The 21,880-nt window shown below is 61.6% G+C and carries 17 protein-coding genes; 6 read left to right on the top strand and 11 right to left on the bottom strand.

Annotation, left to right across the window (positions count from 1 at the left end):
- Window positions 1-9: 9 nt before the first annotated feature.
- Window positions 10-1,173: an FAD-dependent monooxygenase gene (locus IB265_RS25555; RefSeq protein WP_058326638.1), complete on the top strand. Its 1,164-nt coding sequence runs from the start codon at window positions 10-12 to the stop codon at window positions 1,171-1,173.
- An 83-nt stretch (window positions 1,174-1,256) separates the two neighbouring features.
- On the opposite strand, the gene IB265_RS25560 is transcribed toward IB265_RS25555, so the two are convergent.
- On the bottom strand, window positions 1,257-2,447 hold the full coding sequence (locus IB265_RS25560) for a cystathionine beta-lyase (RefSeq protein ID WP_057255726.1): 1,191 nt from the start codon (window positions 2,445-2,447) through the stop codon (window positions 1,257-1,259).
- Window positions 2,448-2,786: 339 nt separating this feature from the next.
- On the opposite strand from IB265_RS25560, the gene IB265_RS25565 reads away from it, so the two are divergent.
- From IB265_RS25565 to IB265_RS25580, 4 genes are all read left to right on the top strand, one after another.
- A complete protein-coding gene (locus IB265_RS25565) occupies window positions 2,787-3,812 on the top strand; it encodes an amino acid ABC transporter substrate-binding protein (RefSeq protein ID WP_057255724.1) in 1,026 nt (341 codons plus the stop codon).
- Window positions 3,813-3,902: 90 nt separating this feature from the next.
- The gene (locus IB265_RS25570) at window positions 3,903-5,096 is read left to right on the top strand and encodes an amino acid ABC transporter permease (RefSeq protein ID WP_057255722.1); all 1,194 of its coding nucleotides are present in this window, start codon (window positions 3,903-3,905) and stop codon (window positions 5,094-5,096) included.
- A 4-nt stretch (window positions 5,097-5,100) separates the two neighbouring features.
- Window positions 5,101-6,258, top strand: a complete 1,158-nt coding sequence (locus IB265_RS25575; RefSeq protein WP_057255720.1) for an amino acid ABC transporter permease — start codon at window positions 5,101-5,103, stop codon at window positions 6,256-6,258.
- Between the two features lie 17 nt (window positions 6,259-6,275).
- Window positions 6,276-7,052, top strand: a complete 777-nt coding sequence (locus IB265_RS25580) for an amino acid ABC transporter ATP-binding protein (protein ID WP_057255718.1) — start codon at window positions 6,276-6,278, stop codon at window positions 7,050-7,052.
- 75 nt (window positions 7,053-7,127) lie between these two features.
- Here IB265_RS25580 and IB265_RS25585 read toward each other — a convergent pair whose 3' ends face one another.
- Genes IB265_RS25585 through IB265_RS25605 form a run of 5 tightly spaced genes read right to left on the bottom strand, consistent with a single transcriptional unit; the run spans window position 7,128 to window position 15,653 of the window.
- Window positions 7,128-8,660 (bottom strand): caspase family protein, encoded by a 1,533-nt coding sequence (locus tag IB265_RS25585; RefSeq protein ID WP_057255716.1) that lies wholly within the window; start codon window positions 8,658-8,660, stop codon window positions 7,128-7,130.
- A complete protein-coding gene (locus IB265_RS25590; protein WP_057255714.1) occupies window positions 8,657-10,201 on the bottom strand; it encodes a caspase family protein in 1,545 nt (514 codons plus the stop codon). Before IB265_RS25590 ends, IB265_RS25585 begins: the two co-directional genes overlap by 4 nt.
- 2 nt (window positions 10,202-10,203) lie before the next feature.
- Window positions 10,204-11,106, bottom strand: a complete 903-nt coding sequence (locus IB265_RS25595) for an OmpA family protein (protein ID WP_082616294.1) — start codon at window positions 11,104-11,106, stop codon at window positions 10,204-10,206.
- A 10-nt stretch (window positions 11,107-11,116) separates the two neighbouring features.
- On the bottom strand, window positions 11,117-14,347 hold the full coding sequence (locus IB265_RS25600) for a c-type cytochrome (protein ID WP_057255710.1): 3,231 nt from the start codon (window positions 14,345-14,347) through the stop codon (window positions 11,117-11,119).
- A gap of 46 nt (window positions 14,348-14,393) precedes the next feature.
- Entirely contained in the window at window positions 14,394-15,653 is a 1,260-nt protein-coding gene (locus IB265_RS25605; RefSeq protein ID WP_057255708.1) for a ferric reductase-like transmembrane domain-containing protein, read from the bottom strand.
- Between the two features lie 272 nt (window positions 15,654-15,925).
- Here IB265_RS25605 and IB265_RS25610 point away from each other — a divergent pair, with 272 nt between their 5' ends.
- Window positions 15,926-16,543: a GntR family transcriptional regulator gene (locus tag IB265_RS25610; protein ID WP_113513027.1), complete on the top strand. Its 618-nt coding sequence runs from the start codon at window positions 15,926-15,928 to the stop codon at window positions 16,541-16,543.
- A 77-nt stretch (window positions 16,544-16,620) separates the two neighbouring features.
- On the opposite strand, the gene IB265_RS25615 is transcribed toward IB265_RS25610, so the two are convergent.
- The 5 genes from IB265_RS25615 to IB265_RS25635 all read right to left on the bottom strand — a co-directional run bounded on the left by IB265_RS25615 (window position 16,621) and on the right by IB265_RS25635 (window position 21,872).
- Window positions 16,621-18,141 carry an acetyl-CoA hydrolase/transferase family protein gene (locus IB265_RS25615; RefSeq protein WP_192495282.1) on the bottom strand — a complete coding sequence of 507 codons (1,521 nt, stop codon included), beginning with the start codon at window positions 18,139-18,141 and terminating at the stop codon, window positions 16,621-16,623.
- Between the two features lie 257 nt (window positions 18,142-18,398).
- Window positions 18,399-19,211 carry a ferredoxin--NADP reductase gene (locus IB265_RS25620; RefSeq protein WP_113736719.1) on the bottom strand — a complete coding sequence of 271 codons (813 nt, stop codon included), beginning with the start codon at window positions 19,209-19,211 and terminating at the stop codon, window positions 18,399-18,401.
- Window positions 19,212-19,355: 144 nt separating this feature from the next.
- Window positions 19,356-19,856, bottom strand: coding sequence for a DUF934 domain-containing protein (locus IB265_RS25625; RefSeq protein ID WP_058320590.1), 501 nt, complete (start codon window positions 19,854-19,856; stop codon window positions 19,356-19,358).
- Window positions 19,857-19,872: 16 nt separating this feature from the next.
- Window positions 19,873-21,543, bottom strand: a complete 1,671-nt coding sequence (locus IB265_RS25630) for a nitrite/sulfite reductase (protein ID WP_192495283.1) — start codon at window positions 21,541-21,543, stop codon at window positions 19,873-19,875.
- 14 nt (window positions 21,544-21,557) lie between these two features.
- Window positions 21,558-21,872, bottom strand: coding sequence for a DUF2849 domain-containing protein (locus tag IB265_RS25635; RefSeq protein ID WP_057255696.1), 315 nt, complete (start codon window positions 21,870-21,872; stop codon window positions 21,558-21,560).
- Window positions 21,873-21,880: the final 8 nt, after the last annotated feature.

Consider the following 21,880-nt stretch of genomic DNA (forward strand, 5'->3'; position numbering starts at 1 on the left):
TAAGCCACGATGTCGCGCCCTGTCGCGATCATCGGCGCCGGTATCGGCGGACTCACGGCCGCCTTGTGCCTCGCCCGCCGAGGCTTCGAAGTCGACATCATCGAACGGGCAACGGCGCTGACCGAGGTCGGCGCCGGCCTGCAATTGTCGCCGAACGCCTCACGCATCCTCATAGAACTCGGCCTGCTTGCGGAACTCGAAGCCTACTGGAGCGAGCCCGAGCGCATCGGCCTGGTTGACGGCGTATCCTTGAGCCCTCTTGCCAGCGTATCGGCCGGCGCTTTCGCGCGTCGCCGCTGGCACGCGCCCTATGCCGTCATGCACCGCGCGAGCCTGCAGAAAGTCCTGCTTGCCGCCGTGGAGGCAGAACCGCGCTGCCGCCTGCAACTCGGCTGCCTTATCGACAACCCTGATGAGCAGACCATCATAACACTGACGGGGCGCCGCCCGGACATCATCGTCGGCGCCGATGGCATCTGGTCGCGGTTGCGCAACGGCGTCCCCGGTGCCGGTCGCGTACGGTTTTCAGGCAACGTCGCCTGGCGCATGACGCTTGCGCGCGACACGGCCGCCGGCCTTCTCAAGCCGAACCAGGTCACAGCGTTCCTCGGCCCTCGCGCCCATCTCGTCGCCTACCCGTTGCGGGAAGTTGACGGTTTCAATCTCGTCGCGATCATCGAGGGCAAGGAGACCGATGCCGTCTGGGTCGGCAAGGATTCGGACAAGCGGCGCCAGGATTGCCTGAATGCTTTCTCCGGCTGGAACGCGGGCATCCGCTCGCTACTCGAAAAGGCTGCCGCCCCTACCTACTGGCCATTGTGCACAGTCGACGACGGGGCCTGGCAAGACGGGCGAAAGACCGTACTGATCGGCGATGCGGCCCATGCGATGACGCCCTTTGCGGCGCAGGGCGCGGCCATGGCTATTGAGGACGCCTTCGAGCTTTCCGACTGCCTGGCCACCGGCATCGATATCCCGAAGGCGCTGGCTGTATTCGAAGCGAGGCGCCGACCACGCATCGCGCGGGTCCGGCGCCGTGCGGCGCTCAATCATTTCGCCTACCACGCCCGTGGGCCGCTACGCCTCGGCCGCGACATCGTCCTGAAACTCAAGGGACCGGATGCGCTCGCTGCCGACCTTGATTGGCTCTACGGCTACGGCGCCCAGCGCTGAATGCGGACAGGCGAGTGGGCAACACGCAGATTCCATAGTCGATGGTGATGAGGCGCCGCGAATGAATGCGGCGCCTCAAGCCGTCAAACGGCGTTGGCCGCGGCCAATCCCGCTTCGATGTCGCGGCGGATATCCGGCACATCCTCAAGCCCGATCTGCAGGCGGATGACCGGACCTTCTGTCGGCGCCAGCGCCACCTTGCGGTCCGACAGGCTGACATGGAGTGCCAAGCTCTCGAAGCCGCCCCAGGAATAGCCGAGCCCGAACAGTTTCAGCGCGTCGAGGAAGGCATGCGCCTTGGCCTTGAACCGATCGGCGCTTTCCGCTTTTAGGACGAAGGAGAAGATGCCGCTTGCGCCGGCGAAATCGCGTTTCCAGAGTTCGTGTCCCGGGAAGCTCGGCAGTGCCGGATGCAGGACACGGGCGACCTCATCCCGCCCTTCCAGCCACTGGGCCAGGGCAAGTGCGCTCTCCTGGTGCCGCTCGAGGCGAATGCCCATCGTCCTCAGGCCACGCAGGATCTGGTAGCTGTCGTCGGGCGAAACGCAGACACCGAGGGTCACCATCGCCTCGGTCAAGGCCGGCCAGTGGGCGGCGTTCGCCGACACCGTACCCAGGAGAACATCCGAATGACCGGACGGATACTTGGTGGACGCATGGATCGACACATCGACGCCGTGATCGAGCGGCCTGAAGTAAACCGGCGTCGCCCAGGTGTTGTCCATGGTGACGACGCAGCCGTGGCGATGGGCAACGTCGGCGATGGCGCGAATGTCCTGCATTTCGAACGTATTCGAACCCGGCGCTTCGGTATGCACCAGGCGCGTGTTCGGTCGGATCAGGTTTTCGATTCCGGCACCGATCATCGGATCGTAGTATTCGACGGTGACGCCAAGACGCTTCAGCATGGTGTCGCAGAAGTGGCGCGTCGGGAAATAAACCGAATCGACGATCAGCGCGTGATCGCCCGCCGAGAGATAGGTAAGGAACGGCACCGTTACGGCAGCCAGGCCCGAGGGTACAAGAATCGTCCCGGCGGAACCTTCAAGTTCGTTGATCGCGTCGCAAAGCGCATCCGTGGTCGGCGTTCCGCGCGTCCCGTAGGTGTACTTCTGCGCGCGCGTTTCCATCGCCTTCGCATTCGGAAACAACACGGTGGACGCATGTACCACGGGCGGGTTGACGAAGCCGAAATAGTCGGAGGGATTGTTGCCGCTATGAGCGAGACGGGTGTTGATGCCCGCCTTGCCATTCACATTGCCGCTGTCTGCCATTGCATGTTCCGCTTCTGATTTCGAAAGAGAAACTCTTCGAATGAGCCACAACCGCGGTCAAGTGGCAAAAATCATGGAGCGTCGTTTTGGCCGTCACCGGCCGGCATTTGGCGATTTTTCGCCCAGGGCCCGCCCATTGCCCCCAAAAACTGCCTAACTTTCTGGCTTGTTTCGGGTTTTTCACATGCAAAACCAGAAAATCGGCGGCCTCTCTTGACCCTCATGGAATTTGAGCATGAGATAGCCTGTACTCGCGCCAGGAGGGTGGCGGAGGCTGCACGCGCCAGGAGACGCGCTGGTGCAGACGGGAACTAACGACAACAGAAAAAGGTTCTAAAAATGGCAAAAAGAATTCTGACAGCTCTCGTTGGCGCCGCTGTCATGGGGATTGGCACACAGGCGGCTTCGGGCGCTACCCTTGATGACGTGAAGGCCAAGGGCTTTGTCCAGTGCGGCGTGAACACCGGTCTCGCCGGCTTCGCGGCACCGGATGCCTCGGGCAACTGGAGCGGTTTCGACGTCGACTACTGCAAGGCAATCGCCGCCGCGATCTTCGCGGATGCCAGCAAGGTGAAGTTCACGCCCACTTCGGCCAAGGAACGCTTCCCGGCGCTGCAGTCCGGCGAGGTCGATGTCCTCGCGCGTAACACCACCTGGACGATCAACCGCGACACCGCGCTCGGCTTCAACTTCCGCCCGGTCAACTACTATGACGGCCAGGGCTTCATGGTTCGCAAGAGCCTGAACGTCAAGTCGGCTCTCGAGCTTTCGGGCGCAGCCGTCTGCGTGCAGACCGGTACCACCACCGAACTCAACCTTGCCGACTACTTCAAGTCCAACAACCTGCAGTACAATCCGGTCGTCTTCGAAAAGCTCGAAGAAGTGAACGCCGCCTATGACGCCGGTCGTTGCGACGTCTACACCACCGACCAGTCGGGCCTCTATTCGCTGCGTCTGACGCTGTCGAAGCCCGACGATCACATGATCCTGCCGGAAATCATCTCGAAGGAACCCCTCGGCCCGGCCGTGCGCCAGGGTGACGACCAGTGGTTCGATATCGTCAGCTGGGTTCATTATGCGCTGATCCAGGCCGAAGATTTCGGCATCACCCAGGCCAACGTCGAAGAAATGAAGAAGTCCGCCAACCCGGACGTTCAGCGCTTCCTCGGCGTCGAAGCTGACAGCAAGATCGGCACCGACCTTGGCCTGACCAACGAATGGGCCGTGAACATCATCAAGGCCGTCGGCAACTACGGCGAAGTCTTTGACCGTAACATCGGCGCTGGCAGCCCGCTCAAGATCGAGCGCGGCCTCAACGCCCTGTGGAACAAGGGCGGCATCCAGTACGCCCCGCCGGTCCGCTAAGCGATTAGCCAAGACTGGGGAAGCGGGTCACCGCTTCCCCATCCAACGATAAAAACACCCAAAGGGTGACAAAGGGGAAAGAGGCATTGCATGGCGATTGGCGTCACAACTACGCCTGAAAAAAGCAAACCGTCGGGGTCGATCATCTACGACCCGCAAGTGCGCGGGATCTTCTATCAGGTACTCACCCTCGTCGTTCTCGCGGCCTTCGTCTATTGGATCGCCGACAATACGATCGAGAACCTCAAACGAGCGAATATTGCTTCCGGTTACGGCTTCCTGAATGGGCGCGCCGGTTTCGACGTTGGACAGTCGCTGATCGCCTTTACCAGCGATTCGACCTATCAGCGTGCGCTTGTCGTTGGTCTGCTCAACACGCTGCTGGTCGCTGTCTGCGGTATTTTCACCGCCACCATCATCGGCTTTGCGGTCGGCATCGGACGGCTGTCGCACAACTGGCTAATTGCCAAGCTGTCGCTCGCCTATGTCGAGATCTTCCGCAACATCCCGCCGCTGCTCGTCATCTTCTTCTGGTACAGCGGCGTTCTGGCGATCCTGCCGCAGCCACGTGAATCTGCGGCACTGCCGCTCAACATGTTCCTCAACAACCGCGGTCTCGCCTTTCCCAAACCGATCTTTGAAGACGGCTCGATGTACACGGTTCTTGCCTTCTTCATCGCGATCGTCGCCAGCTTCTTCGTGGCGCGGTATGCGCGCAAGAAGCAGGAAGCCACCGGACAGCGCTTCCCGGTTCTTTGGACGGCTCTCGGCCTGATCATCGGCTTGCCACTCTTGACGTTCCTCGCCACGGGATCGCCGATCACCTTCGACGTTCCCGTTGCCGGCAAGTTCAACCTCACCGGCGGCTCGGTCATCGGGCCGGAATTCTTGTCGCTGTTCCTGGCGCTCTCGTTCTATACCGCGGCCTTCATCGCCGAGATCGTGCGCGCCGGTATTCGCGGTGTTTCCAAGGGGCAGACGGAGGCCGCGCACGCGCTCGGCATTCGCCCGGGTCTGACGACGCGCCTCGTGGTTGTTCCCCAGGCGCTGAGGATCATCATTCCGCCGCTCACCAGCCAGTATCTGAACCTGACCAAGAACTCCTCGCTCGCCGTCGCCATCGGCTACGCCGATCTCGTGGCCGTCGGCGGCACGATCCTCAACCAGACGGGGCAGTCGATCGAGATCGTTACGATCTGGATCGTCGTCTACCTGTCGCTGAGCCTCGCGACGTCGCTATTCATGAACTGGTTCAATGCCCGAATGGCCCTGGTGGAGAGATAAGACCATGACCACACCCCAGGCAAATTTCGTCCGCGCCTCGATGATCGAGGCTTCCGCACCGCCGATCGCAGAAGGCGGCGTCGTCCACTGGCTGCGCGAGAACCTTTTCGCCACGCCGAAGGATACGGTGCTTACCATCATCGGCGCACTTGCGCTCGCGTGGTTCCTGCCGCCGGCAATCCAATGGCTGTTCCTTGACGCCGCCTGGACCGGTGGAGGCCGTGGCGTCTGCGCCACGGTTGCACAGGGCGGTAGCCAGCCGGAAGGCTGGAGCGGCGCGTGCTGGGCCTTCGTCAACGCGAAGCTCGACCAGTTCGTCTACGGCCGCTATCCGCTCGATGAACGCTGGAGACCGACGCTGGTCGGCATCCTCTTCATTCTTTTCCTCGTGCCGATGGCAATACCGAAGGTCCCTTACAAGGGCATCAACGCCATCCTGCTTTTCGCCGTTCTGCCGCTCATCTCCTTGATCCTGCTTCCGGGCGGCTGGTTTGGGCTGACATTCGTCGAGACGCCGCTCTGGGGCGGCCTGATGGTGACGCTCATTCTCTCTTTCGTCGGCATCGCCGTGTCATTGCCGCTCGGCATCCTGCTAGCACTTGGCCGGCGATCACACATGCCCGTGATCAAGATGCTCTGCACCGCTTTCATCGAGCTGGTGCGCGGCATTCCGCTGATCACCGTGCTGTTCATGGCGAGCGTCATGCTGCCCCTGTTCCTGCCGCAGGGCGTCACCTTCGACAAATTCCTGCGCGCACTGATCGGCGTGTCGTTCTTTGCCTCGGCCTACATGGCCGAAGTGGTGCGCGGCGGTCTGCAGGCCATTCCGAAGGGGCAGTATGAAGGCGCAGATTCGCTCGGCCTCAGCTTCTGGCAGAAGATGAACCTCATCGTGCTGCCGCAGGCGCTGAAGCTTGTGATTCCCGGCATCGTCAACACCTTCATCGGTCTCTTCAAGGATACGTCGCTGGTGTCGATTATCGGCATGTTCGACCTGCTCGGCATCGTTCGCTTCAACTTCACCGACGCCAACTGGGCCTCTTCGGTCACGCCGATCTCGGGCCTTATTTTCGCTGGCTTCATATTCTGGCTTTTCTGCTTCAGTATGTCGCGCTATTCAGGCTTCATGGAACGCGTTCTCGACACGGCCCATAAACGATAAAATGAGGGGAGGATCGCATGGCAAACGCAGCCACTGCTTCCAAAATGACTGTTTCCGCAACGGATGTCGCAGTCGAAATCACTGGAATGAACAAGTGGTACGGGGACTTCCACGTCCTTCGTGACATCAACCTGAAGGTTATGAAAGGCGAGCGCATCGTCATTGCCGGCCCGTCGGGCTCCGGCAAGTCGACGATGATCCGCTGCATCAATCGCCTCGAAGAGCACCAGAAGGGCAAGATCGTCGTTGACGGCATCGAGCTGACCAACGACCTCAAGAAGATCGACGAAGTGCGCCGCGAAGTCGGCATGGTGTTCCAGCACTTCAACCTCTTCCCGCACCTGACGATCCTCGAAAACTGCACGCTTGCGCCGATCTGGGTGCGCAAGATGCCGAAGAAGCAGGCGGAAGAAATCGCGATGCACTTCCTGAAGCGCGTCAAGATTCCCGAACAGGCGAACAAATATCCGGGCCAGCTCTCCGGCGGTCAGCAGCAGCGCGTGGCGATCGCCCGCTCGCTGTGCATGAATCCGAAGATAATGCTGTTCGACGAGCCGACTTCGGCGCTCGACCCGGAAATGATCAAGGAAGTGCTCGACACGATGGTCGGCCTCGCCGAGGAAGGCATGACCATGCTCTGCGTGACCCACGAAATGGGCTTTGCCCGCCAGGTCGCCAACCGCGTGATTTTCATGGACCAGGGCCAGATCGTCGAGCAGAACTCGCCGGCCGAGTTCTTCGACAATCCGCAGCACGAGCGCACCAAGCTCTTCCTCAGCCAGATCCTGCACTAGGATCGGCAGACACCTTCACAAGGAAGCCCGTCTCATCGAGGCGGGCTTTTTCTATTCGGATTGCTTGGCTCGGTCCTATTCAACGCGATAGCGCAAAGTGCCGACGGACCAGCGGATACTACGCCTGTCAAGATCATCGGCCCAGGTCTTCTGTAGCCGCGCGACGATGTCGCTCAAGGTCTCCCGGGTATTCAGCTCAACCTTCAGACCACGGGATTTCGGCGCGACGTCGCTCAGATCGACGGCATCGCTGACCACGAGTGCAACGAAGGCACTCTCGCCCTCACCCGACGCTTCGAAATCGAAGCCATAATAGTCGTCCGGTAATGTCAGCGGTACGTCCGGCGCAAGCGGCGTGATCTTCTGCGCGAACTCGTTCGGGAAGACCTGCGTGGCCTTGCCCTGGCTGTTCACGTCGAAGAGCAGCAGGTCGCCGCCGGTCCGGCTGGTGACTGTCAGCTTGAAAACGTCGCCGGCCTTCATGGTCGTGGGTCGGTCTATGACGAGTTTCACTTCGCCGGTCTCGGTCTTGCCGATGATGTCACCGATCGCGTTGACCGCATCGGAGTCCTGATAGGTCGTCGGCGTCCCACTTGGAGCGCTGGATTGCTGGTAAGTCCCCTGCCCGTTGCCACCCGCACCGAGCTTTTCGGGTGCGATTGCACTCTCGCCAAGCGTCTGCGCCTTGCTTTCCAATTGCGGGTCGAGATTGCCGCATTTTTCCTGCGAGGAGCAGTAAGCGGTCGACTGCACCTTTACGAATTCGAGCAGTTCGGCATTGCTCGTCAAACCGTTGCCGTTGGCGTCCGCCGCATTGCCGGTCTGGCCAGCGACGAAAGCCGCGGTGAACACGCCGTGCCGATCTTCGACGGGAAGCCGCACATCGTCCCAGGCCACCTGGTATGGAGCGGCCGCGCTCCAGGCGGTCACGCCCGATTCCACCAGCTTCGGCTTATCGACGACGGCAAGATCGATCCTGAGGCCGCGGGTCAATGCCTGCTCAACCGGCTTGGCATGCGGGCGGGGCAGGAAACGAGCGCCCTCGATGCCCGACGAGACGTCGTCGGAAAGCGAACGAGAGATCGTGCCTGAATGGCAGGCATCAATCACCATCGTCACCGCCCGCCCCTGCAGCCGTTCCAGGATCCGGTCGATCTCATCGTCGAGGATCGCGCCTTGCCAGTCCGTTTCACCGGAGACGATATCGACGGGCGCCAGCGCCTCGTCCAGTCCATCCTGCTCGTCGCCATCTGCATCCGTCACCTGAAGGCCGTGACCGGAAAAGTAGATGTAGACGCGATCGCCGGGTCCGGTTGCTTCGACCAGCCACGTGTTCATGGCCGAGAGTATCCCTGATCGCGTCGCCTGCTCCTCCTTCAAAATGCGGATCGAGGACGGGTCGAAACCAAGTTTTCCCGTCAGCAGGCCCTGCATTGCCACGAGATCGTTCTTCGGACCTTTGAGTGCGAATTTTGGCGACAGGCTCGGGTAGCTGCCGACACCGATGAGCAAGGCCCGGTCGCCGGCCACGGCCGGAGCCGCAAGCAAGGCGAGCCATGCCACCACAGAAAGCGCCGCGGTACACCACGACTTGCCACGCGCGCTCATTGGCCCCGGTCCCTCGTGTAAAGCGGTTGGATGGCGATGGTGCTTTCGCTGCCTTCCAACCGTGTTTCAAGGAGGCGCAGAAGCGCTGCGGCATCGAGCTTCGAGTTGGAGAAGGCCGCCGCAATGGCGTCGATCGGCGCATTCGTCGAGATGGCGACCAGGTGATCGGCGCCGAAGGGTTTCACCACCTCCAGGCCCTGAAGCTGAAACGCGTGGCTGCCGGTACCGGCAATCTGCGCATCGAGAAGCTGTGCTTCGCCGGTATTCGCCAGATTGAAAACCAGCATGTTGGCGTAGTCGCCCTGCGCCGCCTTGAAATTCAGCCTGTCGCCTGCCGCGTAGATGTCCTTCAACGGCGTGAGCGAAACGCTGCCGGGGCTCTGCGTCGCCAGGACCTTCAGGAAATCGACCAGGATAAACTTGTCGACGGCGCCCTGGAGCATGTCCGGCGCGATGTGTTCGCCGGCGACATCGCCGTTCGGCGTGTAGAACACCCCGGTGGCAGCATCCCAGCGATAGGGCACACCATTGTCGCCGAGATTGTTGAGCGGCGGCGCCGTACCGGTCACGCTGAGTGCCAGTTTCCCCGTCCAGCCCATTTCACGCGGCGACTTCAATTTCGCTCCGGCGTCGCCTGTCGCGCCCGCGCCGATGGTCGCGCTTCGCGGCAGGGACAGGACAATCTCCTTGTCGGAGCGCGGCACTTGCGGCGTGAAGTTCGGCACCTGCAGCGCTTCCGACTGAAGCTTGACGTTGGAGAAGACATAGTCCTCGAGCTCGATGCGCGAGATCCGGCCATCGCTGTCGCGATCCGCAGCCCCCTCTATGGCGCGGGCAAAGCTCCAGCTCAGGGCCCCGCGCGGCTCGCCGCCGATCACCACTTCCGGCGTCGGCTGGCTTTCGAGCGACGCGGCCAGGATCGTCACGCGAGACAGATCCGCTTCCTTCACCTTCGCGCCCCTGAGCGCCTCTTCGGACGGCGGCGGCACCTTCGCACGCACGATCGGTGCAAGCCGCGTTTTACCGGAAATGGAACGGTTCATGCCGCCGGAAAAGCAACTGTCGGAAAGGAACAGAACCTGAATACCTTTGGCCTCCGCTTCCGCGAACCAGGCGTTCAGCTCGTTGTCGACAATGATCTCCTTGCTGGTTTCTTCCGCGCGGCTCCTGTCGAAGCCGGGTAGTTCCAGGAACTCGTCCAGACCGTCTTCTTCGCTGCCCGCAATCAGTTCCGGCATCTGCGCGCCGTGCCCGGCATAGGTGAAGACGATCGTATCGCCGCGGGCTGCGCCGGCGACCAGTTCGGTCCAGGCGGAGCGGATGGCGTCCTTCGTCGCCTGCTCATTGATGAACTGCCGTATCGTGTCGACATTGGCCGCCTTTAGCGCCTGCGTGACATCGCGTGCGTCCTTCACTGCGCCGTCGAGGCTCACTTCATGCGGATAGGCATCCACCCCGACGACCAGCGCCGACGTGGCCGCGAGGACGGGGGGCACGGGCAGGACGAACAGGACCGTCGAAAGCAGGATTCTGTGCAACACAACTAGTTCCCCACGTCCACTTCCACCCGCCGGTCGAGTTGGTGCAGCATCGCCTCGTCGTAGGCGCTCGGGTCATCCGGCTTGAACGGCTCTTCCTCGCCCTTGCCGACGGCTATCCAGGTACCCGGATATCCGGCATCCACAAGGTAATGCGCCAAGGCCTCGGCGCGGGCGATCGACAATGCCTTGTTCGCCTCGGTCGTGCCAACCGGATCGGTATGACCAATCAGCGTGATTGCCGGCGGTTTCGCCGACTTCAGGCATTCGAAAAGATCCTTTGCCGACTGCAGCCCCTCCGGCGTGAACTCGGCGGTGCCGAAGACGTAGCGCACCGGGGTGGCCTTCTTCTTGATCGAGACGCCGCGATAGGAGAACTTGCAGGCGCCGCGCGCGGCGAGCTTGACGGGCTTGGTTGCCGCAAGCCGCATTTCCGAGCCCAACCTGTCCAGCCGCAGGATGTAGTCCTTGTCCGGCGCCATCCAATCGGGCGTCAGTTCCTCGTTCGCCGAATCTTCCAGCGCCTGCTGATAATAGGTCGCCGCCGCCTCATAGTCGCGGTGCTCCCGGCTAATGTCGCCGAGCGCATCAAGGATCTGCCACGGGCCGCCGGCGTCTCTGCTCGCTGTCGTCAGGTCGCCTTCGAAGCTTTCGAGCTTGGCGCCCTGCCCCACAGCAGCCGCGACACGGTTGAAGGTCACCAGCGCCACGACGCGACGCGTCAGCGCGATCTCCGTTGACGAACATCCCGCCACACTCTCCGGAGCAGCGGCAGCACGCGCGGCCGCCTCGTCGCCGCGGTTCAGCGCTTCGGACGCCTGGCGAAGACCATCGCAGGCCATCGCGGGCAAGGCGACTGGCAGCACCATTGCCGACGCGAGAATAAGAGACCGGATCACCTTTGCCATTGTTCGCTCGTCAGTTCTTGATCTCGAAGGTCACCATCTGAACGCTGCTGGCCCCAGCATCGCCCTGGGCCTGTTTGGCCAGGTTGATTGCCAGCCCCCTTGTCGGTGGCAACCTCGACTTCGCCACGTAGTCGCGCGCCTTCTCCACGGTGAGCCTCTGATCGCCAAGTCCGCCGACACGGCAGAAAGCCAACATCGACTCGGATGGTGCTGGCGTATCGAAGGTCAGCGTGCCCGTCCCCGGCTGCGGGATAAGGCGCCGTTCGCCCGGCTGCAGCGTGATGTTGCCGATCATCACATCCGGGATGACCTCGACATTGCCATTCTCCTCGACATAGAGGATCTGCAACTCGCAGGCGTGGTTGGCGCTAAGCTCGAAAGAAAGCTGATCGCCAACTTTCGCCGTCGTCGACTTCACGTTGAGCGCGAGCTCGAGCTTGTTGCCAGCCGCCGCATCCTCCTTGCGATACTCGGGCACGGCAGCCACGATCGATTGCGGCTTGGCGCCCACCGGGTGCTCGGAACCGGCAACGACGATCACTGCGGTATCCAGCGGACGACGCTGCAGCAACGGCTCCAGCAGCAAGGCATATTGCTGTTCGACCTCATTGCGCGGGATCGTTCCGCCGGCTTCAAGCGTCGTCACCCAATCGAGCCCCAGGCGCAAAACATCCGTATTCGTCACGCGCTTGATCGCATCGGAGAATTGCTTCGGCGTCATGTCGAACTCGGCCGCCAAACCGTCAAAGTCGAGCTCGTCTTCGTATTTGTCCGCGAAGTAGGTGATGATCTCTGCATCGCCCGGAGCGTGCTTGCTCTGGAGACCGCCATCCGGCGTCGGCTCGGTGACACCCAGCGCCTTCAGCGCATTGACGAAACGCTCGCGGTCGTTCCGATAGGCCTCGTCCAATTCCTCCTGCTTCACATACATGGCGAGCAGAACGTCCTGTTGATCCTTGCTGAAGAGCGTCGATGTCTCGATATGTTCACGCAATTGATCGCGCTTCGATAGAATGCCGTCGGCGTGGCAATCGACGCAGGACCGTGCATTGATGATCTCGACGCCCTTGCCGATCGGCCGCTTGCGGAACGATACGATCGTCGTCGGTCCGACATCGAGTTGCTTGCCCGCCGAGGTGGAGAGGTAATAGCCCTGCAATCCGTTCGGGAGCGAGAAGATCATCTCGCCGCCATCATGCTCGAAGGGCACAAGGCCCGCGTCGAGCGGAGCGAGTTCCTTCGGCCCGTGTGGGAAACGCTTCAATACCTGCTTGCCCAGCTCGCCGCCGAAGTCATAGGACTTCCAGTAGTAACCACCAAAGGGCATGTCATGCCGTTCCAGCATGCGGTTGTGGTCGGACACTCCGGATGAGCCGTCGGCGAAACCGGCGCGCAGGACGTTGCGCCGGCGAATGTTGTCGGCCACGTCGATCTTGAAGCGCTTTTCGAGTTCGCTGATCTCAGTCGGCAGCCGCATCAGCCGGTTGTAGATCTCGGGCCGTGCGCCATTGCTCATGAACCAGTCGATCCGCATGATCGGCAGTGACGTGGCAGTCTCCTTAGAAAGCGCCGCCAGCGACGCGTCGCTCTCCGGGGCGATGCCATAGAAGTAACGTTTGGCGAGGAAGTCGTAATCCGCGGTCTCCCATTGCAGCTCGCGCAGATCGACCCGCACGAGCAGCCCTTTGGTGCCATCGACTTCGGCTGGCAGAACCAGTTTCGGCCCATAGGAGAGCGAATTCAGCAGCTTCTTGAAGCCGCCGGCGAGCACATCCATGCGCTTCATGAAGGTTTGGTCGTCCTCGCAGCCCATCATGCCGTTATATTGGTCGCGGTAGGAGAAATAGCGCATGAACGGACGGTCGAGTTCGTTGACCTTATCGATGTCCTTCAGCGCCGCCTCGACGAACTGGCCATAGCTCTGCATCGGGCGGGAACGGTCGGGCTTGGCCGCCGCCGTTTGCGGCAGACTCTTCTCGCTGAGGGAATTGATCCAGTCCTCCAGCACCTTGATCTCTTCGGCCGAGGGCCGCTTGCCGAGCGGCATGCGGCCGCTAACGACGGTCGTATAGAGGCGTGACTTCGATGCGTCGCCCGGCGCCACGAAATTGGCATCCGCGCCGATCGAAGCGAGGTCGCCGGCGGGGTAGCTCCCCTGCGAGCTTTCGCCCGGTCCGTGGCAGTTGCGGCAGTATTTGCCGATGAAGGCGTCCGCCTGCTGTGCCAGTGCCGCATTGTCGCCACCGAGCGCTTCCGCTGCCGTGTTTTCCTTGCAGACGGCGGTCACAGATTGCGCCACCGGCGCCGGCGCCTTCACCTCGCGGTCGGAGAGGAAGGCGTAGATCGCCCTGCGGTCTTCCTCCGTCAGAACGCTCAGGCCCTTGGCGATGCGCCGCATCACGGGATCGCTGACCGGGGCGCCCGAGAGTTTCTTGCCTTCGTCAATTAGCCCCTTGGTGAAGACTTCCGGCGAGGCAAGCCCCGCCATCTTCGCTTTGCTGATGTCCGGGGCGACCGCACCCGTCAGATCCTTTTCGCCCTGGTAAGCGCGCTCCAGATCGAGCCCGTAGGTGGTGGTGCGCGGGGTATGACAATCACCGCAGCCGCCGACGTTCTCGACAAGGTAGCGGCCGCGCTCGGCTTGCGTCTCCTCCCGCGGCTGATAGCCCGGCACCGTAAAGTGACTGCGCTTCCACAGCGTGATCGTCGTCTGACGACTGAAGGGGAAGGCGATCTCGTGTTCCTTCGAGGCGGCGTCAGACTGCGGCAGTGTCTCGATATAGGCCTTGATATCGAGCGCATCCTCCGGCTTCATCCCGCCATAGGATGTATAGGGCATGACCGGATAGAGATTGTTGCCCTCCCGGTCGAGACCGACCAGCACAGCGTTCAAGAACTGGGCGTTGGTCCAGCCGCCGATGCCGTTGGCGTGGGGCGAAATGTTCGGCGCGTAGAATGTGCCGATCGCCGTGTTCATCTCCATGCCGCCGGAAAGCAATTCGGTATTGTCGCCGGATCCGTGGCAGGCGCCGCATCCCGCGGCATTGAACACGTATTTGCCATTGTCGACATTGGCCTTGTAGGTCGAAAACGCGTCGTCGGCGAAGGCGTCGCGCGCTTCGGCAAGGGCGGGACAGAGCAAGAGGGCGGCGGCCAACGCCGCCAACGAGAATGCCAGTGGTCCCCGGCCGCGGCCGGCTCTTGGCGAAGCACTCTCTCCTTTTGCCTGCAGACCGCGCATGAAAACCTCTCCCTAAAACAATAGAATCGCTACTGAAATCTGCTGTCTATCGAAACTGAAATTGCTCGAATTCGACCCGTCGCGGCCTCTTGCCAAGATCTTTCAAGCCTTTGACGATTGCCTCCCTCAGCGGCGCCGGGCCGCAGAACCAGAGATCGGCCTCCGCCGGATCGATCGCGCTTCCGGTCGCCAGCTTGGCAGCGTCCAAGCGCCCGTTCACGGAAGAATCGTGCAGGACAAAACTGAAGTTTCCGAGCTTCTGCGCCTGCCCCTCGAAGGTCTCCAGGCCAATCGCTTCGCGCCTGTCGCGCACGCAGTAGACCATGTGAATCTCCTGGCCTTCATCGCCCTTCAAGTGCCGGGCCATTGCCAGAAACGGCGTGACGCCGATGCCGCCGGCGAGCCAGATCTGCTTCTTGCCGCCGCGGCGATGGTTGAAGCGACCATAGCCGCCTTCGAGCTTCAGCCGATCACCGACCGCGACACCATCGCGCAGCGCCTGCGTGTAGTCGCCGAGCGGCTTGATCGCGAAGCGGACGATACCGTCAGCCTCGATGCCCGCGATCGTAAACGGATGCGGCTCGCGCAGGCCCGGCTTCATGACACGCAGGAATCCGAACTGGCCCGGCTTCGCTCGCATGGGCCGTCCGACCGGTCGCGCCGTGATCATCGTCGCTCCGTCATGCTTCGCCACCTCGAAAACTTCGTAGCCGCGGGTTCTGAGCCACGGCAGAAGCTGGGTGTAGGCATAGCTCAGGATGCCGAGCGCGGCGAAGGCATTGAGATAAACCGCCAGAAGTGCCGTGCCGTCATAGGGACGTTTGATGAACATCTGATGGAAGGCGACGAGAACGAAGAGCAGGCCGATCAGACGGTGCGTGTAGCGCCAGAGATGGTAGGGAATCTCGATCTTCGTCCTCGGGATGATTTTGACAATGCTAAGAACAAGTAGGATGACGAAACCATAGAACGCGTATTTTCCGGCAGAAGCAGCCAGCTGGTTCAAACCGCTCGTCAGTGCCAGGCCCTTGAAGTCCGGTTTCAGGAAATAATGGATGAGGATAAGGCACAGCACCGAGATGCCGATCCTCCGGTGGAAGTGGTAGACGCGATCGAGCCCACCGAACAAGGCTTCGACGAAAGGCGGGCGGGTCGCCATGAACTGGGCGATCGCCATGCCGACGAAGGCAGCGGACGACGCCATCAGCGAGAATGTCGTCAATGCATTGGTGTGGCTGACCGCCGGTACGGCCAGCAGCCCTGCGAGCACCATCAGCGACCAGACCAGAAACGCGCCCACTTGCATCTTGCGCCCCTCAACGCCGACGTCAGACGGTTGTTGCCAAGGGGAAGACTGACAAGCCCCTTACCATTCGTCAACATCAATCCCCTTGGAAACGGCCTATGAGCTTCCTTTATTCATGCCTTTGAAATTCGTGATTTTTGAGCGATCGCTTAATTATATTTCTCAAGGCTCGCATCAGCTTGAGGGGCGATACAGAGATGCGACGATCGCCTTGCTTGCCTCCTTCTCAAAAATTGTGCAAGCTCCTGATATATCAGAAGCAAAGGAACGGCATGTCACTGCAATCCCATGCTCACCTCGCCTACCTCGCGCTCGAACGCCTCATCGTTACACTGAAGCTCGAGCCCGGCGCGCTGGTCACCGAGAGACAATTGATCGAGCTCGCGGGGCTTGGCCGAACGCCGGTTCGCGAGGCGATCCAGAAGCTTGCCTGGCAGGGCCTGATGGATGTCCGACCACGCGTCGGCCTGCAGATCACCACGATCCGCCCCGACGACCAGGTCCATGTCATGCAGGCCCGGCAGAAGCTGGAGCCGCTTGCGGCCGCTCTGGTAGCGACACACGCGAGCGCCGATGACAGAAGTGCGATGAAGGCTTGCGGCGCGGAGATGGCCGCCCGCCTCGACGCAGGCGACATGGAGGGGTTCCTCGTGGCCGACAAGGTCTTTGACGAACTGATGGAGGAGGCCTGTCCCAACCGCTTCCTGACTGCGGCGCTGGCGCCTTTGCAGACGCATGCGCGCCGGATCTGGTTTGCGTCATCCTCTCCCGAGAAGATGGTGGGATCCGTCCGCCGCCATGTCATCGTGATCGATGCGATCGAGAGGGCTGACGCTCCAGGTGCGTCTGCAGCCATGACGGAGTTGATGAACTATCTCTCAGACGCCTGAAGATGCTTGAATGAACTCGAAGAAATCATCGCAAATACTTGCTTTCACAGTGATTTCTTCGCTTCAAATCCTTCAAATCACGCGGTTGGCATCATGCTTCCAGTCTTCAGGCGTCGTACATGCCAAGCGAAAGCCTCCTCAAGGATGTGAGGCGTCTGGCCACCGCGGGTCGCGACCGCACGTTCGAAGTAGTCTAGGAGCAATTCGCGGTAGGCCGGGTGGCAACAGTTGCTGATAACGACGGGCGCACGCTCCCGTGGCGCCAGCCCGCGCAGATCGGCAAGTCCGTGCTCGGTCACAAGAATATCGACGTCATGCTCCGTGTGGTCGACATGGGACACCATCGGCACGACGGACGAGATGGCGCCGCCCTTGGCAACCGACTTGGCGACGAAGATGGACAGGAAGGCGTTGCGGGCGAAATCGCCAGAGCCGCCAATGCCGTTCATCATGTCGGTGCCGCCGACATGGGTCGAATTGACGTTGCCATAGATATCGAATTCGAGCGCCGTGTTGATGCCGATGACACCCAGGCGGCGAATGATCTCCGGATGGTTGCTCACCTCCTGCGGCCGGAGGACCAGCTTGTCCTTGTAGGCGCCGATGTTGCGGAACACCCGATCGGCCCAAGCGCTGCTCAACGTCATCGACGATGCCGAGGCGAAACTCAGCTTGCCTGCCTCGAAGAGCTCGAACGTGCTGTCCTGAAGCACCTCGCTGTACATGCGCAGATCATGGAAGGGACTGTCGACGAGACCGCTCAGCACTGAATTGGCGATGACGCCGATGCCGGCCTGCAACGGATTGAGCGTCATGTCGAGGCGGCCTCTGCGCACCTCTTCCTGCAGGAAGCCGATCAGGTGGCCGGCAATCGCGGTGGTTTCGGCGTCCGGCGGCGAGATGCGCGCAGCGCTGTCCTCTTTCTCCGTGACAACGATAGCGACGATCTTTTCGGGATCGACCGGGATGTAGGGTGAACCTGCGCGGCTGTCGCAAGCAACGACCGGGATCGGCGTGCGGCTCGGGCGCTTCGCCGGAATGTAGATGTCGTGCAGGCCTTCGAGCTCGGGGCTATGGCTGAGATTGAGCTCTACGATCACCTTCTTCGCCAGGATCGCGAAGCTTGCGGAGTTGCCGACCGATGTCGACGGCACGATGCCGCCATCCTCGGTAATTGCCACCGCCTCAACCACCGCATAGTCGATCGGGCTGATCTGTCCGGAGCGCAACTGCTCGACGGTTTCCGAGAGATGCTGGTCGATGAACATCACCTCGCCACGGTTGATCGCGGCCCTAAGAACGGGATCGGACTGAAACGGCAGGCGCCGGGCAAGGACACCGGCTTCCGTCAACGTCCTGTCGATGTCGTGACCGAGCGAAGCGCCGGTCATCAGCGTGATGCGAAACTTCTCGCGCGCCGCACGTTCGGCCATCGCGAGCGGAACCGCCTTGGCATCGCCCGCCTTGGTGAAGCCGCTCATGCCGATTGTCATGCCATCCTTGATGAGCGCGGCCGCCGCTTCCGGCGTGGCGATGCGATCACGCAGTGGCTTGCAGCGAATCCTGGTCTCAAGGCTTGTTCGAGTATCGCGGCTCATCGGGCACTCCCTGCAGAGCCCGCGGGGCTCACATCAGGACGGCGCGGGCTTGGTTTTTGGTGCGCTAAATCTGCATGGCTGCACGCACACGTTATGAAGTTTTACGGAGGCACGATAGCCCTTGGCGAAGCTGCGCGACACGCAGAATGGACAGGGCCGAGCTACCGCAAATGCATAGCTCCACCACGCATCGCCACAAACGACGAAGGGCGCACCCAAGGCGCGCCCTTCAAACGATAAGACTGCACAAAAAAGGATCAGCCGACGAAGGCCCGCTCGATCACGAATTCGGCCGGCTTGTTGTTGGCGCCTTCGGTCAAGCGCGCAGCTTCGAGGATTTCCTTGGTGTCCTTCAGCATCGCCGTCGAGCCGCAAATCATGCCGCGATCGATCGCCGGATCAAGCGGCGGCAGGCCGAGATCGGAGAAGAACTTGCCGTTGACCATCAGGTCGGTGACGCGGCCCTTGAACGGATAGTCCTCGCGCGTGACTGTCGCATAGTGGCGTAGCTTGTCGCCGACGATCTCGTTCAGGAACTCGTGGTTGCGGATCTCCTCCACGAGGTCGAAGCCGTATTTCAGCTCGGCGACGTCGCGGCAGGTATGGGTGAGGATCACTTCCTCGAACTTCTCATAGGTTTCCGGATCACGGATCAGGCTTGCGAAGGGCGCAATACCGGTTCCGGTCGAGAACATGTAGAGCCTTCGGCCGGGAACCAGCGCATCGAGCACCAGCGTGCCGGTCGGCTTCTTGCGCATCAGCACCTTATCGCCGGGCTTGATTCCCTGCAGATGCGAGGTCAGCGGGCCATCCGGCACCTTGATCGAGAAGAACTCCAGCTCTTCGTCCCAGGCAGGGCTGGCGATCGAATAGGCGCGATAGACCGGCTTGTCGCCGACCATCAGGCCGATCATCGCGAATTCGCCCGAGCGGAAGCGGAATTCGGCAGGGCGGGTCATGCGGAAGCGGAAGAGCCGATCCGTATAGTGCTCAACGCTCGTCACCGTCTCGACGTAAACGCCTGCCGGTGCCTGGATCGCGAAATCTTCCGTTTTTGCCGGAGCATTCATCTGGCTAAAGTCCTGTAATGATGACCCTGTTTATCAACAATGATCGGATATTCCAAGCCACGCGCAATGGGAAGGAAATCCCTTCCAAATATAGTCGCTTTCGGGGATTTCCGCGTGCTTCACACTGTCGCGGCTGATCGAGACTTAAGAAACCCGCCGCCAGCTATAGGATTTCGCGTCGGCGGAAGGCTTTGCCGTCGGCTGGTAGTGCACGGCGATGCCCGGCAGGCGTCCCTCTGCTAGGCGCTTAAGAGCCGTCGCATTGCTGACCGCAAAGCTGTCGACACCACAGCGCAGCATCAGCGGAATCTGGTCGATCAACACGTCGCCAACCGCTCTCACCTCACCGCCGAAGCCGAGCCGCGAACGCAGCAGCGACGCATGGCTGAAGGCGCGGCCGTCGTTGAAGGCCGGGAACGCCACCGCCACCAGCGCAACGCGATCGAGATGGGGCGCCAGCTTCGTCACGTCGTCCGCCGGCGCGATCACCACGCCGAGGCCGGTTTCGTCGCTCGTCTCCACCCTGGCGAGGAACGCGTCGAGGCCGATAATCGCCTTCTCGTTCGAGCCTGCCTTGGTTTCCTCCGTCTCGATGACCCAGGGATCATCGCCCACGAAGCCGGTTTCCTTCCAGATTTTCGTCATGTTCGTTCCTTGCGCCTCAGGCAGCTTCCTGCGCACTGCCGTAGAGCGCGTCCTTGAAGGGTTGCGGGCCGACGCGGCGATAGGCTTCGAGGAAGGTCTCTTGCCTGTCGCGGCGCAGTCCCAGATAGGTGTCGACGATCGTCTCCACCGCGTCGGTCACCTTCTCCGGCTCAAAGCCGCGGCCGATGATCTCGCCGATGGACGTGTTCTCGTCGCCGGAGCCGCCGAGCGTGATCTGATAAAGTTCCGCACCCTTCTTCTCGACGCCGAGCAGGCCGATATGGCCGACATGGTGATGACCGCAGGCGTTGATGCAGCCGGAGATCTTGATCTTCAGCTCGCCGATCTCGGCCTGGCGCTCGGGCGAACCGAAGCGGGTCGAAATCTCCTGGGCCACCGGAATGGAGCGCGCATTGGCGAGCGCGCAATAGTCCAGCCCGGGACAGGCGATGATGTCCGTGATCAGGCCGGCATTGGCGGTGGCGAGACCGGCGGCAACGAGCGCACGGTAGACCGGTTCAAGATCGGCCAGTGCCACATGCGGCAGGATGAGGTTCTGCTCATGGCTGACGCGGATTTCGTCGAAGGCATATTCCTCGGCGATATCGGCAACGGCATCCATCTGCGCGTCGCTGGCGTCACCCGGAATGCCGCCGATCGGCTTCAGCGAGATCGTCACCATGCCGTAGTCCGGGTGCTTGTGCGGCTGCACGTTCTGCTGCACCCAGCGGGCAAAGTCCGTATCGGTTTTCTTCCAGCGTGCAAGGCTTTCCCAGCCCTCGGCGCGGTTTTCGAGGGCGGGCGGCGCGAAGTAGGTGGAGATTGCCTGAATGTCGGTTTCCGGCAGCTTCAGCTCGGTGTCCTTCAACGCCGCGAACTCGACTTCGACCTGACGCGACAGCTCCTCGGCACCGGTTTCGTGCACGAGGATCTTGATGCGCGCCTTGTACTTGTTGTCGCGACGGCCATGCAGGTTGTACACGCGCATGATCGCCGTGGTGTAGGACAACAAATCCTCTTCCGGCAGGAAGTCGCGGATCTTCTTGGCGATCATCGGCGTGCGGCCCTGGCCACCGCCGACATAGACGGCAAAGCCGATGCGGCCGTTCTCGTCCTTCTTCAGGTGCAGGCCGATGTCGTGGACCTGGATCGCGGCGCGGTCGCGCTCAGCACCGGTCACGGCGATCTTGAACTTGCGCGGCAGGAACGAGAATTCCGGATGCACGCTCGACCACTGCCTTAAGATTTCGGCGTAAGGCCTTGGATCCGCTACTTCATCGGCAGCCGCACCGGCGAAATGGTCGGCTGTGACGTTGCGAATGCAATTGCCTGACGTCTGCAGCGCATGCATCTCGACGCTTGCCAGTTCTTGCAGGATATCCGGCGTGTCCGACAGGCGCGGCCAATTGTACTGGATGTTCTGGCGCGTGGTGAAGTGGCCGTAGCCGCGGTCATACTTGCGCGCGATATGGGCAAGCATGCGCATCTGGCGGCTCGACAAGGTGCCATAGGGAATGGCGACGCGCAGCATATAGGCATGAAGCTGCAGGTAGACACCGTTCATCAGGCGCAGCGGCTTGAAGGCGTCCTCGGCGAGCTCGCCGCTCAGGCGGCGCCCGACCTGATCGCGGAACTGTTCGACGCGGGAGGAAACGAAAGCGTGGTCGAATTCATCGTAACGGTACATCGGGTATCGGTTCCTCAGGCAGCGTGTTTCGGGCCGGCCAGCCCGTTGTAGCCGGCAGCATAGGGGATCGACGGGCCTTCGGCACGAATGCGCTCGCGCATGCGCAGCGGGCGAAGCGTGCCGTTGACCTCTTCGACGTCGACCACATTGGCATCGACGACTTTGTTGTCGTCGAAAGCCTGTTTGCCGGTGGCTTCGAGCGCCGTCACGGCCTCAGCATGGCGGGCGATGAAGGCATCCTGAAGCGATTCGACCCAGTTGCCCGCAGCATCCAGCCAGACGGAAATGCCGTCCGAAAGCCTGTTTGCCGTCAAAACCTTGCTCACCATGACCTCTT

This window comes from Ensifer sp. ENS10 (assembly GCF_014852025.1).
Taxonomy (GTDB): Bacteria; Pseudomonadota; Alphaproteobacteria; order Rhizobiales; family Rhizobiaceae; genus Ensifer.

Bases quoted from the DNA above. Each gene is read 5' to 3' on its own strand.
- IB265_RS25630 (WP_192495283.1), bottom strand. From the start codon at position 21,543: ATGTACCGTTACGATGAATTCGACCACGCTTTCGTTTCCTCCCGCGTC.
- IB265_RS25560 (WP_057255726.1), bottom strand. From the start codon at position 2,447: ATGGCAGACAGCGGCAATGTGAATGGCAAGGCGGGCATCAACACCCGT.
- IB265_RS25625 (WP_058320590.1), bottom strand. From the start codon at position 19,856: ATGACGAAAATCTGGAAGGAAACCGGCTTCGTGGGCGATGATCCCTGG.
- IB265_RS25620 (WP_113736719.1), bottom strand. From the start codon at position 19,211: ATGAATGCTCCGGCAAAAACGGAAGATTTCGCGATCCAGGCACCGGCA.
- IB265_RS25575 (WP_057255720.1), top strand. From the start codon at position 5,101: ATGACCACACCCCAGGCAAATTTCGTCCGCGCCTCGATGATCGAGGCT.
- IB265_RS25565 (WP_057255724.1), top strand. From the start codon at position 2,787: ATGGCAAAAAGAATTCTGACAGCTCTCGTTGGCGCCGCTGTCATGGGG.
- IB265_RS25595 (WP_082616294.1), bottom strand. From the start codon at position 11,106: ATGGCAAAGGTGATCCGGTCTCTTATTCTCGCGTCGGCAATGGTGCTG.
- IB265_RS25570 (WP_057255722.1), top strand. From the start codon at position 3,903: ATGGCGATTGGCGTCACAACTACGCCTGAAAAAAGCAAACCGTCGGGG.
- IB265_RS25585 (WP_057255716.1), bottom strand. From the start codon at position 8,660: ATGAGCGCGCGTGGCAAGTCGTGGTGTACCGCGGCGCTTTCTGTGGTG.
- IB265_RS25600 (WP_057255710.1), bottom strand. From the start codon at position 14,347: ATGCGCGGTCTGCAGGCAAAAGGAGAGAGTGCTTCGCCAAGAGCCGGC.
- IB265_RS25605 (WP_057255708.1), bottom strand. From the start codon at position 15,653: ATGCAAGTGGGCGCGTTTCTGGTCTGGTCGCTGATGGTGCTCGCAGGG.
- IB265_RS25580 (WP_057255718.1), top strand. From the start codon at position 6,276: ATGGCAAACGCAGCCACTGCTTCCAAAATGACTGTTTCCGCAACGGAT.
- IB265_RS25635 (WP_057255696.1), bottom strand. From the start codon at position 21,872: ATGGTGAGCAAGGTTTTGACGGCAAACAGGCTTTCGGACGGCATTTCC.
- IB265_RS25610 (WP_113513027.1), top strand. From the start codon at position 15,926: ATGTCACTGCAATCCCATGCTCACCTCGCCTACCTCGCGCTCGAACGC.
- IB265_RS25615 (WP_192495282.1), bottom strand. From the start codon at position 18,141: ATGAGCCGCGATACTCGAACAAGCCTTGAGACCAGGATTCGCTGCAAG.
- IB265_RS25555 (WP_058326638.1), top strand. From the start codon at position 10: ATGTCGCGCCCTGTCGCGATCATCGGCGCCGGTATCGGCGGACTCACG.